General features: G+C 73.0%; 17 protein-coding genes. 11 read left to right on the top strand and 6 right to left on the bottom strand.

What is annotated here, in order from left to right; genetic code table 11:
• Window positions 1-4: 4 nt before the first annotated feature.
• On the top strand, window positions 5-697 hold the full coding sequence (locus tag VET29_RS34300) for a DUF3153 domain-containing protein (RefSeq protein ID WP_324928590.1): 693 nt from the start codon (window positions 5-7) through the stop codon (window positions 695-697).
• Here the strand turns inward: VET29_RS34300 and VET29_RS34295 are convergent.
• Window positions 694-1596: a methylenetetrahydrofolate reductase gene (locus VET29_RS34295; RefSeq protein ID WP_324928587.1), complete on the bottom strand. Its 903-nt coding sequence runs from the start codon at window positions 1594-1596 to the stop codon at window positions 694-696. The genes VET29_RS34300 and VET29_RS34295 overlap by 4 nt on opposite strands.
• 149 nt (window positions 1597-1745) lie before the next feature.
• On the opposite strand from VET29_RS34295, the gene VET29_RS34290 reads away from it, so the two are divergent.
• The 7 genes from VET29_RS34290 (at window position 1746) to VET29_RS34260 (ending at window position 8367) form a co-directional block, all read left to right on the top strand.
• Window positions 1746-2840 carry a polyprenyl synthetase family protein gene (locus VET29_RS34290; protein WP_324928626.1) on the top strand — a complete coding sequence of 365 codons (1095 nt, stop codon included), beginning with the start codon at window positions 1746-1748 and terminating at the stop codon, window positions 2838-2840.
• The gene (gene crtI, locus VET29_RS34285) at window positions 2841-4361 is read left to right on the top strand and encodes a phytoene desaturase family protein (protein ID WP_324928585.1); all 1521 of its coding nucleotides are present in this window, start codon (window positions 2841-2843) and stop codon (window positions 4359-4361) included. It begins immediately after the preceding gene.
• Between the two features lie 67 nt (window positions 4362-4428).
• Window positions 4429-5823, top strand: coding sequence for a hypothetical protein (locus tag VET29_RS34280; protein ID WP_324928583.1), 1395 nt, complete (start codon window positions 4429-4431; stop codon window positions 5821-5823).
• Window positions 5787-6749, top strand: a complete 963-nt coding sequence (locus tag VET29_RS34275) for a phytoene/squalene synthase family protein (protein WP_324928581.1) — start codon at window positions 5787-5789, stop codon at window positions 6747-6749. Before VET29_RS34280 ends, VET29_RS34275 begins: the two co-directional genes overlap by 37 nt.
• Before the next feature lie 95 nt (window positions 6750-6844).
• On the top strand, window positions 6845-7333 hold the full coding sequence (locus tag VET29_RS34270) for a hypothetical protein (protein ID WP_324928579.1): 489 nt from the start codon (window positions 6845-6847) through the stop codon (window positions 7331-7333).
• A gap of 13 nt (window positions 7334-7346) precedes the next feature.
• The gene (locus tag VET29_RS34265; protein WP_324928576.1) at window positions 7347-7625 is read left to right on the top strand and encodes a hypothetical protein; all 279 of its coding nucleotides are present in this window, start codon (window positions 7347-7349) and stop codon (window positions 7623-7625) included.
• 4 nt (window positions 7626-7629) lie between these two features.
• Window positions 7630-8367, top strand: a complete 738-nt coding sequence (locus VET29_RS34260) for a MauE/DoxX family redox-associated membrane protein (RefSeq protein WP_324928573.1) — start codon at window positions 7630-7632, stop codon at window positions 8365-8367.
• Here the strand turns inward: VET29_RS34260 and VET29_RS34255 are convergent.
• Window positions 8336-8707 (bottom strand): Rv2175c family DNA-binding protein, encoded by a 372-nt coding sequence (locus VET29_RS34255; RefSeq protein ID WP_324928570.1) that lies wholly within the window; start codon window positions 8705-8707, stop codon window positions 8336-8338. The genes VET29_RS34260 and VET29_RS34255 overlap by 32 nt on opposite strands.
• Before the next feature lie 123 nt (window positions 8708-8830).
• On the opposite strand from VET29_RS34255, the gene VET29_RS34250 reads away from it, so the two are divergent.
• Both VET29_RS34250 and VET29_RS34245 read left to right on the top strand, forming a co-directional pair.
• A complete protein-coding gene (locus tag VET29_RS34250) occupies window positions 8831-10972 on the top strand; it encodes a Stk1 family PASTA domain-containing Ser/Thr kinase (protein WP_324928567.1) in 2142 nt (713 codons plus the stop codon).
• A 108-nt stretch (window positions 10973-11080) separates the two neighbouring features.
• Window positions 11081-12298 carry a wax ester/triacylglycerol synthase domain-containing protein gene (locus tag VET29_RS34245; RefSeq protein ID WP_324928563.1) on the top strand — a complete coding sequence of 406 codons (1218 nt, stop codon included), beginning with the start codon at window positions 11081-11083 and terminating at the stop codon, window positions 12296-12298.
• Here the strand turns inward: VET29_RS34245 and VET29_RS34240 are convergent.
• The 3 genes from VET29_RS34240 to VET29_RS34230 form a co-directional block, all read right to left on the bottom strand.
• Window positions 12266-12796: a TetR/AcrR family transcriptional regulator gene (locus VET29_RS34240; protein ID WP_324928560.1), complete on the bottom strand. Its 531-nt coding sequence runs from the start codon at window positions 12794-12796 to the stop codon at window positions 12266-12268. The genes VET29_RS34245 and VET29_RS34240 overlap by 33 nt on opposite strands.
• On the bottom strand, window positions 12796-13605 hold the full coding sequence (locus VET29_RS34235) for an SAM-dependent methyltransferase (RefSeq protein ID WP_324928558.1): 810 nt from the start codon (window positions 13603-13605) through the stop codon (window positions 12796-12798). The genes VET29_RS34240 and VET29_RS34235 overlap by 1 nt, the downstream gene beginning before the upstream one ends.
• Before the next feature lie 82 nt (window positions 13606-13687).
• Entirely contained in the window at window positions 13688-15076 is a 1389-nt protein-coding gene (locus VET29_RS34230) for a class II 3-deoxy-7-phosphoheptulonate synthase (RefSeq protein WP_324928554.1), read from the bottom strand.
• Window positions 15077-15165: 89 nt separating this feature from the next.
• Here VET29_RS34230 and VET29_RS34225 point away from each other — a divergent pair, with 89 nt between their 5' ends.
• Window positions 15166-15630 carry a group II truncated hemoglobin gene (locus tag VET29_RS34225; protein WP_324928552.1) on the top strand — a complete coding sequence of 155 codons (465 nt, stop codon included), beginning with the start codon at window positions 15166-15168 and terminating at the stop codon, window positions 15628-15630.
• On the opposite strand, the gene VET29_RS34220 is transcribed toward VET29_RS34225, so the two are convergent.
• On the bottom strand, window positions 15627-16997 hold the full coding sequence (locus VET29_RS34220; protein ID WP_324928550.1) for an amidase family protein: 1371 nt from the start codon (window positions 16995-16997) through the stop codon (window positions 15627-15629). The genes VET29_RS34225 and VET29_RS34220 overlap by 4 nt on opposite strands.
• Between the last annotated feature and the right edge of the window lie 34 nt (window positions 16998-17031).

The following is a 17031-nucleotide window of genomic DNA, read 5'->3' as shown; positions in this document are numbered from 1 at the left end:
GGTCATGTCCTGGCAGGATGGCGCGGTGCGCAGGGCCTCCAGAGTCGTCGGGTTGGTTGTGCTGTTCGGCGTGCTGGTGTGCTCGCTGTCCGGCTGCTTACGTGTCCACGCGGCCCTGGCCGTGTCCCCGGACGACAAGGTCTCCGGGGAGCTGATAGTCGCGACGGTACGGCTGAACGAGCAGGACAACGGGCCGACGCTGACGATCCCGCCGGAGCTGAACGACCAGGTGAAGTCGGAGAAGTACGACCAGGACGACTATGTCGGGCAGCGGGTGACGTTCACCGACCTGCGGTTCGTGGACCTGGCGCAGCTGGTGGAGACCATCTCGGAGCTCAAGCAGTACCGGCTCTCGCTGCGCCGCGCGGGCGACCTGGTGACGCTCGCCGGCTCCATCGACCTGACGCAGGTCCCCGTGGACCGTGCGGACGTCCAGATCAAGATCGCCTTCCCTGGCTCGGTGACCCGCACGAACGGCGACGAGGACAACGGCACGGTCAGCTGGTCGCCGAAGCCCACCTCGGTGACCGAGTTCGACGCCGTGGCCCAGTACTCGAGCGACGACGGCAACTCATGGGTCCGCTGGGCCCTGTACGTCGGCGGGGCGGCCCTGCTGGCCGCGGTCGTGGCCACGCTCCTGGCGCTGATCGCGCACCGCCGCAGCCTGGGCGCGGACCGCGCCCAGGCCCGGTCCTAGCCGACGGGCTGGGCCGTGCGGCCCGGGACCAGGCCCAGGCGCTCGACCACGATCTCCTTCGTCGCCTTCGAGCGGTTGAACGTGTAGAAGTGCAGGCTGGGCACGCCTTCGGCCAGCAGGCGCGCGCACAGCTCGGTGGTCACGTTCATGCCCTCCTCGCGGAAGGCCTTCGCGTCGCCGGCCAGCGGGTCGAGCCGGCCGGCCAGCGAGGCCGGCACGGGAGCGCCCGACAGCTCCACCGTCTTGCTCAGGATCTTCGGGGTGGTGAGCGGCATCACGCCGGGCAGCAGGAGCGTCTCGCAGCCCGCCGCGGCCACCCGGTCACGCAGCCGCAGGAAGTCGTCCGCTTCGAAGAACAGCTGGGCGATGGCGAAGTCGGCGCCCGCTCGCAGCTTGCGGACCAGGTACTTCGTGTCCTCGTCGAGGTCGGCGGAGCGTGGGTGGCCGTACGGGAACGCCGACACGCCGACGCAGAAGTCGCCGAGTGAGCGGACGAGACTCACCAGCTCCTCGGCGTAGGCCAGGCCTTCCGGGTGCTGGACCCACTCGCCGTTGGGGTCGCCCTGCGGGTCGCCACGCAGCGCCAGCACGTTGCGGATGCCCAGCGACGCGTACCAGCCGATGACGTTGCGCAGCTCGGCGACCGAGTGGTCGACGGCCGTGAGATGGGCCATCGAGACGAGCGTGGTCTCGGTCACCACCCGTCCGGTGGTGCGGATCGTGCGGTCCCGGCTGGAACCGCCCGCGCCGTAGGTCACCGATACGAACGCCGGGTCGAGGCCCTCCAGCGAGCGGATGGCGTTCCACAGCCGCAGCTCGTCCGCGTCGTCGCGCGGGGGCATGAACTCGACGGAGAACACCGGCCGGTCACCGGGGATGCGATCCACCACCGTAGTCATGCCGCCCCCTCGCCAGCTCCCGGGCGCTGATGATCCGCTTCGCAGGCTCCGCTCATGAAAGTCAGGGTAGTGAGTGGAGCTCAACGTCCTCTCAAGCCCACCCCGCCGATGCGTGGCACGGGCTGAACACGCAGGATGGGTACGTGACCCTGGAGATCGACGGCGACATCGACACCGCGGTACACCGGCACGTCGAGGCCCTGCTCCGGCGCTACCTGGCGCAGCGGCGTGCGGAGCTGCCGGCGTTGGCCCAGACCTTCGCCGCCGCGGTGGACACGCTGTCCGACTTCGCGTTGCGAGGCGGCAAGCGCATCCGGCCCACCTTCGCCTGGTGGGGCTGGCGGGCGGCCGGCGGCGAGGGCGCCGGGCCGCGTGCCGAGGCCGTGCTCACCGCGGTCAGCGCGCTCGAGCTGATCCAGACCTGCGCCCTGGTCCACGACGACGTCATGGACGCCTCCGAGCTGCGCCGCGGCCAGCCGACCGTGCACGTCCGCTTCACCGAGGCCCACCGCGCCGGCGGCTGGCTCGGCGAGCCGGAACGGTTCGGCACGGCCGCCGCGATCCTGCTCGGCGACCTGGCGCTGGCCTGGGCCGACGACCTGTTCACCGGCGCGCCGCTGGCCGACGAGATGCGCCGGGCGGCCCGTGCTCCCTGGCTCGCCATGCGGGCCGAGATGTTCGCCGGCCAGTACCTGGACGTCCTGGCCCAGGCCGAGGGCGACGAGTCGGAGGACCGGCCGTTCGGCGTGGCCCGGCTCAAGACGGCCGCCTACACGGTGGAGCGGCCGCTGCACATGGGGGTCGCGCTCGCCGGCGCCGGCGAGGACACCGTGGACGCGGTCCGCAGGTTCGGCACCGACATCGGCATCGCGTTCCAGCTGCGGGACGACCTGCTCGGCATGTACGGCGACATCGAGGTCACCGGCAAACCCGTCGGCGACGACCTGCGGGAGGGCAAGCGCACGCTGCTCGTGGCGCTCGGGCTGAAGTACGCGGATGCGGCCGGGCGGCACGCGGACGCGGACCACCTGCGCGGCGTGCTCGGTGACCCGGCGCTGACCATGGCGAACATCGACCGCGTGCGGGAGCTGCTCGTCGAGGTCGGGGCGGTCGACGAGCTGGAGCGGCGGATCGAGCTGCTCACCGGCAGCGGCATGGCCGCGCTGGAGGAGTCCGGGCTGACCGACCCCGGCCGCACCCGGCTCGCCGACCTCGCGATCGCCGCCACCCGACGGGACCGCTGAATGCGTCGGCTGACCGGCCCGACCGACCACGTGGTCGTGGTCGGCGCGGGGCTGGCCGGGCTGTCCGCCACGCTGTACCTGCTCGGCGCGGGCCGGCGGGTGACCGTCCTGGAGGCCGCGCCGCGGGTGGGCGGCCGGGCCGGCGGCGACCAGCTCGGCGGCTACCGGATCGACACCGGCGCGTCCGTCCTGACCATGCCGGACCTGCTGGACGAGGCGTTCGCCGCCGTGGGCTCGTCGCTGGCCGAGCGGGTCGAGCTGACCAGGCTGGACCCCGCCTACCGCGCGCACTTCGCCGACGGCAGCACCATCGCCGTGCACACCGACGCCGAGGCGATGGCGGCGGAGGTCCGCCGCGTCGCCGGGCCGGCGGAAGCCGCCGGTTACCGAAGGCTCAGGGCCTGGCTCACCGAGCTGTACCGGGTCGAGCGGGACACGTTCATCGGCGCCAACTTCGACTCACCGCTCGACCTGGTCTCCCCCGGGCTCGCGCACCTGGCCGCACTCGGCGGGTTCGGCCGGCTCGGCCCAAGGATCGGCCGGTTCCTGACCGACGAGCGGCTGCGGCGGCTGTTCTCGTTCCAGTCCCTGTACGCGGGCCTCGCGCCGCGGCACGCGCTGGCCGCGTACGCCGTCATCCCGTACATGGACACCGTCGCGGGGGTGTGGTTCCCGCGGGGCGGTGTGGCCGCGGTCGCCGACGCCATGGCCGCGGCGGCCGTCGGCGCGGGCGCGGACGTGCGGACCTCGACCGCCGCCGCGTGGCTGGAGCGGCGGGGTGACCGGGTCGCGGCCGTCCGCACGACGCACGGCGAGCGGATCCCGTGCGACGCGGTCGTGCTCACGCCCGACCTGCCGGTCTCCTACCGCCTGCTCGGCCTGGCCCCGCGCCGCCCACTGCGGCCACGCTGGTCGCCCTCGGCGGTGGTCCTGCACGCCGGCGTCGACCGGACCTGGCCGTCGCTGGCACACCACACGGTGTTCTTCGGCCGGCACTGGGACCGCACGTTCGACGAGATCCTCCGCTGGGGCAGGCTCATGAGCGACCCGTCGCTGCTGGTCACCCAACCGTCCACGACCGACCCCGGCCTCGCGCCGGCGGGCCGGCACGTCGTCTCCGTGCTCGCGCCGTGCCCGAACCTGGAGGCCGGACCGATCGACTGGCCCCGGGTCGGGCCGGCGTACCGCGCCGAGCTGGGGCGGGTGCTCGACGAGCGCGGGCTCACCGGGTTCGACGGCGCCGTCGAGGTCGAGCGGCTCGTCACCCCGGCGGACTGGGCGGCGGCCGGGCTCGGCGCCGGCACCCCGTTCTCGCTGGCCCACACGCTCGCCCAGACCGGCCCGTTCCGGCCGGGGAACCTGGTGCGCGGCGTGGCGAACACCGTGCTGGCCGGGTGCGGCACGACCCCGGGCGTCGGCATCCCGCCGGTGGTGATCTCGGGCCGGCTGGCGGCCGAGCGAGTGGTCGGACCAGGCGTCGACCAGGCCGTGCGGACGTCCCGGCACGTGGCCGTCCGTTGAGTTGGGATACTCCCTTCGCGGCAACGCCGAACGGACCGAGGGGCGTGCCTGGATGGAGAGTCGCACGATGGCCAGAAGATCGCGCCTGATCGCGGTGCTAGCGGCGGGTCTGCTCGCGGTGAGCGCCTGCACCAACGAGGTGTCGGGCAGCGCGAGCGGTGTCGACATCGGACCGCTCACCACCGCGGAGGCGACGGCGGCGGCGATGTCGAGCTTCGCCGAGGCGGCCGCCGTGCACTACCAGGGCGACCTGACCGCGTCCGACGGCGCCAAGCTCACCGTCGACGTGACGGCGACCGGCGGCGGCGAGGTGTTCGGCACGGTCACCGTCCAGGGCCTCGGCGCGACGCTCGCCGTGCTCGACAAGACCCTGTACCTCAAGGGCGCGCCCGAGTTCTGGGCGGCGCTGGCCACCCGGTTCGGCGTCTCCTCCGGCAACGGCACCGCGCTCGGCAACCGCTGGGTGAAGCTGCCGTCGGTGCTGCTCGGCGTCGACTTCGGCGACATCTTCGCCCCGGACGTGGTCGCCAGGACCGCCGGCAAGGCCGTCAGGGACGCCGACAAGGAGCTGACCACCCGGACCACGACCGTCGGCTCGGTGACCGCGCTCGAGGTCCCGGTCGACGGCGGCACGGCGTACCTGGCCAAGGACGCGCCGCACGGCGTGGTGAGCCTGGCCGTCGACGAGATCGGCACGGCGCAGAACGCCAAGGCCAAGGACATGCGGGTCGCGGTGACCGACGTGTCGGCGAACGTCAACCAGATCTACACCGACCTCGCGAACCTGGCGAAGAACGAGCTGGGCACCGCGGTCGACGCGCTCACCTCGATCACCCAGGGCGGCAACCGGTTCGACGCGTGCGGCGCGGCCAGCTGCACCGTCGCGGTGGACGTCACCAACCCGTCGAAGAAGGCCGTGCGGATCCACCTGAAGGCCGACTGGACGGGCGACAACGCGTCCCTGGGCAGCTGTGAGCAGATCTCCGACCCGGTCGCGCCCGGCGCGTCGCTGTCGATGAGCTGCGCGGTCACCACACCGCAGTGGGTGAGCTTCTACCAGCGGGCCAACTCGGTGCCCGGCACTCACCCGTACGGCGCGGTGTGGACCGCGCTCGCGCTCGCGGACCCGCCGGACGCGACCGCGCTGGCGACGCTCGGCGCGGCCAAGCCCGCGGACCCGAAGAAGAAGCAGGACACCGGGAAGGGCCACACCGTCTACGAGATCGGCAACTCCGCCGGCGTGTGGAAGTACGGGGTGGCGTCGGCGAAGTACTGGCGGGACAGCGCGAAGGCGCAGCTGCGGGCCTGTCTCGGCCTCACCAAGGCGGTGTGCACGTACTCGCTGGTCACCACCTCGGAGAACGAGGTGTCGGCCTACGCGCTGGTCAACCAGCTGGTCGCGGCCTACGTCAAGGACAAGGGGAAGTGCCCGGCCGGCCAGTGGACGAGCTGCCCGAAGTGAGCCCGGCCAGCGACCTCGACCTGGCTTACGAGGCGTGCCGGCGGATCAACGCCCGCTACGGGCGCACCTACTTCCTCGCCACCCGGCTACTGCCTCCGGACAGTCGTCCGGCGGTACATGCCCTGTACGGCTTCGCGCGGCTCGCGGACGAGATCGTCGACAACGCGGTCGCGCCGGGCGATCCCGCGCACGCGCTGAACACCCTCGAGAAGGCCCTCCACGAGGCGCTGCGAGACCGCGTCACCGGCACACCGGCCCAGCACCCCGTGTTGGCCGCGCTCGCGGACACCGTGCGGCGCTACCGCATCGAGGAGCGGCTGTTCACCGAGTTCCTCGCGTCCATGCGGATGGACCTGACGGTCACCGGCTACGCCACGTTCGCCGCCCTCGCCGAGTACACGCACGGCTCGGCCGGCGTGATCGGGCTGCAGATGCTGCCGGTGCTCGGCACGACCGGCCCGCGCGAGGAGGCCGCGCCGTACGCGGCCGCGCTGGGTGAGGCGTTCCAGCTCACGAACTTCCTGCGGGACGTCGGCGAGGACCTCGACCGCGGCCGGCTGTACCTGCCGGCCGAGGAGCTGGCCGCGTTCGGCGTGGACCGGGCGATGCTCGAGCACGCACACCGGACGGGCCGCGCGGACCGTCGGGTCCGGCGGGCGCTCGCCCACCTCGTGGCTTGCAACCAGGCCGTCTACCGCCGCGCCGAGCCGGGGATCTCCTTGCTGCGCGAGGCGTCCCGGCCGTGCATCGGCACCGCGGCGCGGCTGTACCGGCACATCCTCGACGAGATCGTCGCGTGCGACTACGACGTGCTGGGCCGGCGGGTGGTCGTGCCGACCCGCCGCCGGTTGCGCATCGCCGCGCCGGGGCTTGCCCTCGCGGCGGCCAGAGCGCTGCCCTTTGGGGTACCGCGCGGCACCCGTTAACCCGGTCCACGACGACTGCCCCAGACCGCCCGAAACGGCCATCCTCGCTGGTACGGGCCACGGTAGTCGTGGGCCGGTCACCGTGGGAGGACTCGATGACGGTGCCAGACGGAGCCCAGCTCTCCGAGGACGGCAAGTATTGGTGGGACGGCAGCGACTGGCAGCCGGTGCCCGAGGACGGCGGCGAGCAGACCGAGGTCGGCCAGCTCAGCGACGACGGCCAGTGGAAGTGGGACGGCAGCCAGTGGCAGCCGGTGGACGGCGACGGCAGTGACGGTGGAAGCGGCGACCTGCAAGGTGCGCTGGCCGACAAGGGTCTCGACATCCCCGCCGACGCCGCCGACGCCGACTACATCAAGCAGGTCTACGACCACGTCAGCAACTGGTACGACGGGCTCGGCGACGACGACAAGGCGATCTTCGACGCGCTGTCGCAGCAGGGCGGCGACCAGATCCTGGCCGACCCCGAGGTCGGGGTCGTCGCCGACGGCGACCCGCTGATCGCGGCGTTCGCCGGTACCGACAAGACGCTCGGCGAGTCGCTGCAGGCGACCGGCGAAGCGCTCGAGCAGGTCCAGAGCTGAGAGGAGCGGATAGATGTCTTGGGATGAGTTCGCCGCGTGCGCGGGTCAGGACGGCGAGATCCTCGCCCAGCTCGGCGAGGACACGGTCAGGGACCTGGCGAACAAGTGGGACTCGCTGAGCGACACGGCCAAGGCCGCGCTCGGTGTGGCGGCCAGATGGGGCGGCGAGTGGCTCGTCGGTGCCCTGGCCGCGATCGGCATCGCGATCACCGACGCCGCGGCGGTGGTGCTCGCGGGCGCCAGCCTCGGCGCCGTCATGGCGGTCATCATGGACTGCTACGACAAACTGTGACGTGATGTCGCAAGGTGTGGCGCTGGCGCTGGCCGTCCTACTGGCCGGCGCCGGCCTGCCCAAGCTGTGGCGCCCCGACCATGTCGCCGGGGCGCTTCGCCGTGTCTTCGTCCGGCGCACCGTCTCGACGGCCGCGCTCCGCCGTGCCGGCCAGGCGCTCGGGCTGTGGGAGCTGCTGCTCGCCGCGGCGATGGTCGTGCTCGGCGGGCACGCGGTCGGGATCGCCGCGGCCGCGACGTTCCTGGGGTTCCTCGGGTTCGTGGTCGCGGCCGTCCGGCGTGGCGCCTCGTGCGGGTGCTGGGCGTCGCTGACCGAGGGACCCGCCGGCGGCGCGGAACTGGCCCGCACGGCCGTCCTGGCGGCCGGCGCGGCCCACCTGGCCGTCGCCGGGTGGTCACCCGGGTTCGGCTGGGCCTCGGCCGGCTGGGCGGCGGCCTTCCTGGCGCTCATGGCGGTCGCGGCGACGGCCGGTGGACGGGTCGCGCCCGTGCGGTCGGCACGCGTCGCCCGCCGGCTGGCCCAGCGGGCCGCCCCGACCCGCCGCGGCCGCCTGGCGGCGCGGCTGGCGTTCCTGCTGGGGTTCGTGCACGCGGGCACCGACACCGAGCGCCGCAGGTACCTGGACGCCCTCGCGGCGGCACGGGCCGCGGGCCCGATCCCACGCGAACGCGAGGTCCGGGCCGACGCGCCTTCGCCTCCGGGGACGCGGGCTAGAACGCGAGTGCCTGAGCCCGGCGCTTGACCTCGCGGCCACCCGTGGCGCGGAGCGCCTCGATGGGGGTGCCACCCGGCAGCGTCTCGTCCGGCTCGAACAGCCAGCGGAGCATGTCGTCCGGGGCGAAGCCGGCGTCGGCGAGCACGGTGATCGTGCCCGGCAGACCCTTGACGATCTGGCCGTCCGCGGTGAGGAACGGCCTGGGCACGCTCAGCACCCCGTTCCTGCGGACCGCGAGCAGATGACCGTCCCGCAACGCCTGTCGGACCTTGGTTACCGGTAGTCCCAGGTGGTCGGCCACGTCGGGCAGCGGCAGCAACTCGATCTCGGGACCCAGCACGTCGCCGGCGGAGGGGATCGCACTCACACCGCAAACGATGCCACACGTGACCCGTGACCGCGTACGGCAATTTGAGTTACTGGCCAGACCTCACGTCCAATTCGGCTGCTTCGCCGCGCCAAAGGTTCAGGGTTCCGTACCATCACGTGCGTGGACGAAAGGGGAGTCGGCTTGATCGGTGCGCTGCTGGAGCAGCGGTACCGGGTCGAAGCGCTGCTCGCCCGTGGTGGCATGTCCGCGGTGTACCGCGGGCTGGACACCCGGCTGGACCGGCGGGTCGCGATCAAGGTGATGGACCAGCGCTTCGCGGACGACCGCACGTTCGTCGACCGCTTCGAGCGGGAGGCACGGTCGGCGGCGAAGATCCATCACCCGAACGTGGTGGCAGTGCACGACCAGGGCGTCGACCGGTCGCCGAGCGGCGACCTGGTGTACCTGGTGATGGAGCTGGTCGACGGCGGCACGCTGCGGGACCTGATCAACGAGCGCGGCGCGCTGACCGTGCCGCTCACGCTGGCGATCATGGAACAGGTGCTCGCCGCGCTGGCCGCCGCGCACCGCGCCGGGCTGGTGCACCGGGACGTGAAGCCGGAGAACGTGCTCATCGGGCATGCCGGCGAGCAGGGCAGCGCCGTCAAGGTCGGCGACTTCGGTCTCGTCAGAGCCGTGCACAGCGCGGGGACCACGAGCGCGAGCGTCATCCTCGGCACGGTCGCCTACCTCTCCCCCGAGCAGGTCACGACCGGCGCGGCGACCGCGACCGGCGACGTGTACTCGGCCGGCATCGTGCTGTTCGAGGCGCTCACCGGCGCCGCCCCCTACACCGGCGACAGCGCCATCTCGGTCGCCTACCGGCACGTGAACGACGACGTCCCGGCCCCGTCGACGCTCGTGCCCGGCATCCCACCCGAGCTGGACGACCTCGTGGTCCGCGCGACCCGCCGCGACCAGGCGCTGCGCCCGGCCGACGGTGCCGCGTTCCTCGCCGAGGTGCAGAAGCTGCGTGCATTGCTCGGCGCGCAGGGTGTCGGCGTGCCGGTGCCCGCGCCGAACGTCGCCGACCGCACGATGCCGGTGACGCCGCCCGCGTCGGCCACCGGTGGCGTGAGCGTCGTGGAGCTGGCACCGGCCGAGCAGACCATCGCCACCGGGCAACCGGTGCCCGCGGCGCCGGCCACCATGAACGCGACCATGAACGCGACGATCGTGCGCCCCGCACCGGCCGGCTTCCGGCCGATCGGCCCGCAGGGCACCCGCGCGATGCTGCGCACCGACCTGGACCGTGCCAACGCCGCGACGGACTTCGTGGCGCCGGCCGGCCTCCCGGCCGGCGGCCTGCCCCCGCAGCCCCCGCAGCAGCAGCGCCCGCGGCCCAGGCGCCCCGGGCCACCGCCGAAGAAGAAGAGCGGCGGCGGGTTGATCGCGCTCTGGGTCATCGTCGGCGTGCTCGCGCTGGCCCTGGCCGGCACCACGACCTGGTGGTTCACCTCCGGCCGGTACCGCACGGTGCCGGCGGTGACCGGCAAGACGTCCGTGGAGGCGCAGCAGCTCCTCACGGACAGCGACCTCAAGCCGAACATCGAGACCGCGTACAGCAACACCGTGCCCAACGGCATGGCGATCGGGACCAAGCCTGCCACCGACACCGAGGTGCTGCGGGGCGACCAGATCACGCTGGTCGTCTCGTCCGGCAAGCCCAAGGTGCCGAACGTGCAGGCCGGCATGGACGTGGCCGAGGCGAAGCAGCTGATCACCGCCGCGGACCTGAAGCCGGACCTCGACGACGGCGCCAACCAGTTCTCCAACAGCGTGGAGAAGGGCAAGGTCATCACGACCGACCCGCAGCCGGGCGAGGAGCTGGCGATCGGCAAGCGGGTCGTCATCGTGGTCAGCAAAGGCCGCCAGCCCAAGCCGGTGCCGGACGTGAAGGGCAAGTCCCGCGACGAGGCGTTCGACCAGCTGCGGCAGGACGGCTTCGACCCGGTCGACGGCGAGACGAGGTTCGACCAGAACGTCGAGGGCGGGCACGTCATCAGCACCGACCCGGATGCCGGCACCAAGATCGACGGCGACGACCGGAAGGTCACGGTGGTCCTGTCGAACGCCGTCACCGTGCCCGACCTGGCCAACAAGTCCCGCAGGGATGCCATCCAGCAGCTGCAAAGCCTTGGGCTTCAGGTCGACGTGCAGTCGTTCTCCGGCGACGACCGCGGCCGGGTGTTCGGCCAGTCTCCCGGTGCCAACAGCCGGGTCCAGCCCGGCTCGAGGGTCACCATCTGGATCCTGGGCTGACCTGCGCCAACGGGTCGACGACGACGTCCTCGCGTGCGTGCGGAGCGAGTCGTCAACACTCCGCACGCACGTAACTCGCCGGTCACGTCACGCTGCTTGGGTGGAGCCATGGGTCGACTGAGTGGGCTGGACGCGGCGTTCCTGAGCCTGGAGACGCGGGAGCGCCCGATGCATCTCGGCGCTGTCGCCGTCTTTCAGGGGCCGGTCGCGCCCGACCGCCTGCGGGCGCTGCTCGCGGAACGGGCGGCCCGGCTGCCGGCGTCGCGGGTCGCCGGCAGCTGGTTCCCGTCGTGGTGGCCCGCGTCGGACTTCGACCCGGCCGCGCACGTGCGCGGCTACGCGGTGAGCGACCAGCGCACGTTCGAGGCGTACGTGGCCGGCTGGCTCGCGACGCCGCTGGACCTGGCCAGGCCGCCGTGGGACGTGCACGTGGTCACCGGGCTGCCGGACGACCGGTTCGCCGTGCTCGTCAAGCTGCACCACTCGCTCGCGGACGGCGCCGGCGCGGTCGCGCTGGCCGGCGCCCTGCTGGACGGCGGGATGCCGCCGAGCAGGGAGACCACGCCGCCGTCGTACGGCCTCGGGGAGACCGCGGCCATGGCGGGGGCCGTCGCGCGGGCCGTCCGCCGGCCACCCGCGCCGGCCATGCTGGCCTCGGGCGGGTCCGCGCGCCGCGTGGCGTTCGTCCGCCTCGACCTCGCGGACGTGCGCCAGATCCGCCGCCAGCACGGGGGCACCACGAACGACGTGGCGCTGGCGGTGCTGGCGGGTGGGCTGCGCTCATGGCTGCGGTCGCGGGACGTCGAGGTCGACGGGCTCACGCCGCGGGCGCTGATCCCGGTGAACACCCGGGCGCGGGGCGGCGCGGGCGGCAACCAGCTGTCCGGGTACCTGTGCGACCTGCCGGTCGGGCTGGCCGACCCGGTCGAGCGGCTGCGTGCCGTACGGCTGGCGATGGACGCCAACAAGGCGGGCGGACCATCGAGTGGCGCCGGGACGATCGCGATCCTGGCGAACCGGCTGCCGTCGGCCGTGCACCGGCTCTGCGCGGGTCCGGTGGCGATCGCGGCGCCGCTGCTGTTCGACACGGTGGTCACGAACGTGCCGCTGCCGAACGTGCCGCTCACCATCGACGGCGCGCCGCTGGCGGAGATCTACCCGTTCGGCCCGCTCGGTCCCGGGCACGCGCTGGGCGTGGCGATCTCCCCGTACCGCGACGCGGTCCACATCGGACTTCAGACCGACCGGGACGCCGTGCCGGACATCGACGTGCTGGCCTCGGCGATCGGCAAGTCATGCGCGACCCTCCACGAGCTGGCGGACTGAGTCGACGAACGCGTCGACGTCCAGGTCCTCGTCCCACGAGGACTGGAGCAGCAGGCCCTGGTAGATGGCGACGAGCACCCGGACCAGACCGTCCGGTGCGGCGTCCGCGAACGCCGCACGCTGGTCGTCGACGCCCTGGCGGGCCAGGTCACGGATCCTGGGCTCGCGGACGGTCTCGGCCCAGGCCTGCATGCTGAGGCTGCGCTGATGTTCGGCGCGCGGCGCGGCGATCGCGCGGAGGACGTCGAGGTAGCCGGCGAGCGGGTCGGCGGCCCTCGCCAGCCCGGCGCGGTTCCCGTGCCAGTCCTCGACGATCGCGATGATCATGTCGTCCTTGCCGGTGAAGTACCGGTAGATGAGACCGGCCGACAGCCCGGACTCCCTGACGATGTCCTGCATGGACGTGCGGTGGAAACCGTTGCGGGCGAAGCAGTTCGCGGCGGCGTCGAGGATCTGGCGCCTGCGGTTGGCCAGGTGCTCGTCGCTGACCCTGGGCACTACCGGACCACCGCCCACGCGACGCGGTAGAACTCGGCGGCCGGCTCGTCCCGGTGGTAGCGGGCGGCGGCGTCCTTGGTGGACAGGTCGCCCCTGAGGTCGAGGCCGCGCTCGGCGAGGTAACCGGGGACGGCCAGGGGGTCGAGGCCGAACGTCCATGGCTCGCCGACTCGTCGTACCGACCGGTGCCACTCGGTGTCGTCGTCGAGGGCCGCGCGGTCGACGTAGGTGAGGATGACGGTGCTGCCGCCTGCGGTCGCGGCCACGACGTCCCGGAGCGTGGCGTCGACGGCCTGCTCGGTGAGGTAGTTGGTGACCCCCTCCCAGACGACGGCCGTGCGCCTGTGGGGGAAGCCGGCCTGGTTCAGCGCGCTCGCCAGGCTCTCCTCGTCGAGGTCGACCGGGACGTAGTGGACGTGCGGACGGTCGGCGATGTGTCGCCGCTTGGCGGCCTGGGTGGCGGGGTGGTCCACCTCGTAGGTGGTGGGGATGCCCGGGAGGCGGTGGGCGCGGCTGTCGTAGCCGGCACCCAGGATGAGGACCTGCTCCGGCGCGGCCGCCGTCAGGAGGTCGTCGATGAGCCGCGTGCGGGCGATGGCGGACATCCGGGGGCCACCCGGGTAGCGGTGGTCGATGAGGCGGGCGATGCCGTGGCCGACGGGTGGCAGCGCGGCGGCGCGGACCAGCCAGCGGTAGCGGGTCGGGAGGAAGCGGGTGGCGTAGGCGTCGGTGAAGAGCCCGTCCCCGCGGCGGCTCTCCAGCGCGCGGAAGAGGGCGACGTGCTCGGCGGTCCGGCTGGCGGTGCGCATGCGCCTCAACATAGATGAATGAACGTTCGTTTTTCTACGGGCACGAGAGAGGCCGGCCTCGCGGGCCGGCCTCTTTTCGGGGTCAGGACCGGAGCATCTCCGCGACCAGGAAGGCCAGCTCCAGGGACTGCTGGGTGTTCAGCCGCGGGTCGCAGGCGGTCTCGTACCGGCTGTTCAGGTCCGCGTCGGAGATGTCCTGCGCGCCGCCCAGGCACTCCGTGACGTCCTCGCCGGTCAGCTCGACGTGGATGCCGCCGGGGTGGGTGCCGAGGCGGCGGTGCACCTCGAAGAAGCCCTGGACCTCGTCGACGATCCGGTCGAAGTGGCGGGTCTTGTAGCCGGACGGCGACTCGTGGGTGTTGCCGTGCATCGGGTCGCACTGCCAGATGACCTTGTGCCCGGACGCCTCGACCTTCTCGACGATCGGCGGCAGCGCCTCCCGGACCTTGCCGTTGCCCATGCGGCTGATCAGCGTGAGCCGGCCCGCCGTGTTGTGCGGGTCGAGCCGCTCGACGTACTCGACCGCCATCTCCGGCGTGGTCGTCGGGCCGATCTTGAGCCCGATCGGGTTGGACAGCAGCTCCGCGAACGCGATGTGCGCGCCGTCGAGCTGGCGGGTCCGCTCGCCGACCCACAGGAAGTGCGCGGACAGGTTGTACAGCCGGGGGTCGGGCTCGCGGGTGTCCAGGCGGAGCATCGAGCGCTCGTAGTCGAGCAGCAGGGCCTCGTGGCTCGCGAAGATCTCCGTGGAGTGCAGCGAGGAGTCCTCGACGCCGCAGGCCTGCATGAACCGCAGCCCACGGTCGATCTCGGTGGCCAGCGCCTCGTACCGCTCGCCGGCCGCCGAGTTGCTGACGAAGTCCTTGTTCCACTCGTGGACCTTCGACAGGTCCGCCATGCCGGCCGCGGTGAGGGCACGCACGAGGTTCATGGCCGCGCCAGCGTTGGCGTAGGCCCGGATCATGCGGCCCGGGTCGGGCACGCGGGCCTCGGGCGTCTTGGCGAGCGAGTTGATGATGTCGCCGCGGTAGACGGGCAGGCCGAGCGCGTCGATGCCGTTGGAGCGCGGCTTGGCGTACTGGCCGGCGATACGGCCGACCTTGACGACCGGCATGCTGGCGCCGTAGGTGAGCACGACGGCCATCTGCAGCAGCGTGCGGATGTTGCCGCGGATGTGCGGCTCGGTGTTGTCCACGAAGGTCTCGGCGCAGTCCCCGCCCTGCAGCAGGAACGCCTCGCCGCGAGCCACCTCGGCAAGCCGGTCACGCAGCCGGTCGATCTCGCTCGGCACGGTGACCGGTGGCACGCTCTCCAGGAGGGCGCGCACCTGGCGCACCTGCTCGGAGTCGGGCCACTCGGGCTGCTGAGCGGCGGGTCGGGACAGAGCGTCGTCGAGTCGGGCACGCAGTGTCGGCGGCAGCGGCGGAAGTTCGGGAAGAGTGTCCACCGGCACGTCAACGGTCCAGTTCACGGGACCAGAGTAGCCGGACCTGTCACCCCCGTTTACGCCGACGGCGGACGCTTCTTGATCGCTTCACCGGTGAGTGGTTCGTTGGGGTCATGCCAACCAGCCCGACGCTGTACGAGTGGGCCGGCGGGGCGTCGGCACTCGAGAAGCTGTTCGACCGGTTCTACGCGCACGTGGCCGGCGACGCGCTGCTCGCGCCCGTCTTCGCGCACATGGGCGCGGGCCACCCGAAGCACGTCGCGGCCTGGGTGGGCGAGGTGCTCGGCGGCCCGAAGACGTACTCGGCCGAGCGTGGCGGGCATCCGCACATGATCTCCCGCCACCTCGGCCGCGGGATCACCGAGGAGCAGCGACGCCGCTGGGTGACCCTGCTGCTGGACACCGCGGACGAGGTCGGCCTGCCGGCCGACCCGGAGTTCCGCGCGTCGTTCGTGGGATACCTGGAGTGGGGCAGCCGGCTGGCGGTCATCTTCTCGGCCCCGGGCGCGGACACCTCCGCCCCGGAGGAGATGCCGACGTGGGACTGGGCGAAGCCCCCGTGGCAGCCGGCCGACTAGATCGGAGGTCGCCGGGAGGCCCACGGGTGGGCACGCTCGTACTGGCCCGCGAGCGACAGCAGCCGTCGCTCCGAGCCCGCCGGCCCGCCCAGCTGCACGCCGATCGGCAGGCCGGCCTCGTCGAAGCCCGCCGGGAGCGCGGCCACCGGGTACCCCAGCAGGTTCCAGACCGGGTAGAACGTGATGCCCATCGACACCACGCCCAGCGTGTGTGACGCCCCCGCGCCGTGGAACCGCCCGATCCTCGGCTGACGGCCCGTCCACCCCGGCTGCAGGACCACGTCGAAGTCCCCGAAGAACGTCGCCATGGCCTCGTGCAGGCGGGCCTCGCCGGCGCGTACGCGGTTGAACAGCGCGTCCGGCACCCGGCGTCCCACCGCGGCGATGCGCCTCGTGCGGGGCTCCAGCCACTCCGGGTGCGGCAGCTGCGCCACGTCGTCGGCCACCCCGCGGAAGTACCGCACGAGGAACTGCTGGCTCGCCATCGGCCCCAGCGGCGGCTCCGCCGGCACCACCTCGTGCCCCAGCACGCTCAGCCGGTCGGCGACCGTCTGCACGGCCTGCTTGCGTTCTCGCTCGATCGGGGTCGGGCCCAGGGGGCCGCGCAGGGACAGCGCGATCCGCAGCTTCCCCGGCTCGCCCTCGACCGCGTCGCGGTAGCCGCCCGGCTCGTCGGCGATCACGTCCAGCATCGCGGCGGCGTCCGCCACCCGGCGGCCGAGCGGGCCGATGCCGGCCAGGCCGTTCCAGTGCTCCTCTTCGCCCATGCTGATCAGGTCACGGGTGGTCTTCATGCCGAACAGACCGCAGAAGTTCGCCGGGATGCGCACCGACCCGCCGCCGTCGGAGCCGGTCGCCGCGCCGACCACGCCGGCCGCCACCGCCGCGGCCGAGCCGCCCGACGAGCCGCCCGGCGTGTGGTCGACGTCCCACGGGTTCCGCGTCGCGCCGTAGGTGAGCGTCTCGGTGAACGGCCACAGGCAGCGGTCCGGCGTGCGGGTGTGCCCCACCAGCACCGCGCCGGCCTCCCGGAGCCTCGCCACCGCGGGCGAGTCGGCCTCGGCCGGCCCGAACTGCGGCCGGCCGCCCATGGCCGTGACGTCGCCCGCCACGTCCTGGTCGTCCTTCACCGCGATCGGGACGCCGAGCAGCGGGGTGCGCTCCCCCGCGTCGAGCCGTCGCTGGGCGTCCGCCGCCTGCGCGCGGGCGCCGTCCGCCCAGACGGTCCGGAAGGCGTTCAGCTTCTCGTCGACCTGTTCGAGCCTGCGCAGCACGGCCTCGAGCAGGTCGGGCGCGGACACGTCACCGTCGCGCAGTGCGGCGGCCTGCGCGTCCGCACCTGCCCACAGCAGCTCCTCAACGTCCATGCGAGGCACTGTAGGCGATGGTCGCTCCGGCAAG

This window comes from Actinophytocola sp., from assembly GCF_035634895.1.
In the GTDB taxonomy this organism is placed as follows: Bacteria; Actinomycetota; Actinomycetes; order Mycobacteriales; family Pseudonocardiaceae; genus Actinophytocola.
Note: the sequence above shows the minus strand (reverse complement) of the source record. Positions and strands in the feature narration are given on the sequence as shown.

What these genes read in the sequence shown, in the direction of transcription:
- VET29_RS34300 (WP_324928590.1), top strand. Translation starts at nt 5, where the DNA reads ATGTCCTGGCAGGATGGCGCGGTGCGCAGGGCCTCCAGAGTCGTCGGG.
- VET29_RS34295 (WP_324928587.1), bottom strand. Translation starts at nt 1,596, where the DNA reads ATGACTACGGTGGTGGATCGCATCCCCGGTGACCGGCCGGTGTTCTCC.
- crtI (WP_324928585.1), top strand. Translation starts at nt 2,841, where the DNA reads ATGCGTCGGCTGACCGGCCCGACCGACCACGTGGTCGTGGTCGGCGCG.
- VET29_RS34280 (WP_324928583.1), top strand. Translation starts at nt 4,429, where the DNA reads ATGGCCAGAAGATCGCGCCTGATCGCGGTGCTAGCGGCGGGTCTGCTC.
- VET29_RS34270 (WP_324928579.1), top strand. Translation starts at nt 6,845, where the DNA reads ATGACGGTGCCAGACGGAGCCCAGCTCTCCGAGGACGGCAAGTATTGG.
- VET29_RS34265 (WP_324928576.1), top strand. Translation starts at nt 7,347, where the DNA reads ATGTCTTGGGATGAGTTCGCCGCGTGCGCGGGTCAGGACGGCGAGATC.
- VET29_RS34260 (WP_324928573.1), top strand. Translation starts at nt 7,630, where the DNA reads ATGTCGCAAGGTGTGGCGCTGGCGCTGGCCGTCCTACTGGCCGGCGCC.
- VET29_RS34245 (WP_324928563.1), top strand. Translation starts at nt 11,081, where the DNA reads ATGGGTCGACTGAGTGGGCTGGACGCGGCGTTCCTGAGCCTGGAGACG.
- VET29_RS34235 (WP_324928558.1), bottom strand. Translation starts at nt 13,605, where the DNA reads ATGCGCACCGCCAGCCGGACCGCCGAGCACGTCGCCCTCTTCCGCGCG.
- VET29_RS34225 (WP_324928552.1), top strand. Translation starts at nt 15,166, where the DNA reads ATGCCAACCAGCCCGACGCTGTACGAGTGGGCCGGCGGGGCGTCGGCA.
- VET29_RS34220 (WP_324928550.1), bottom strand. Translation starts at nt 16,997, where the DNA reads ATGGACGTTGAGGAGCTGCTGTGGGCAGGTGCGGACGCGCAGGCCGCC.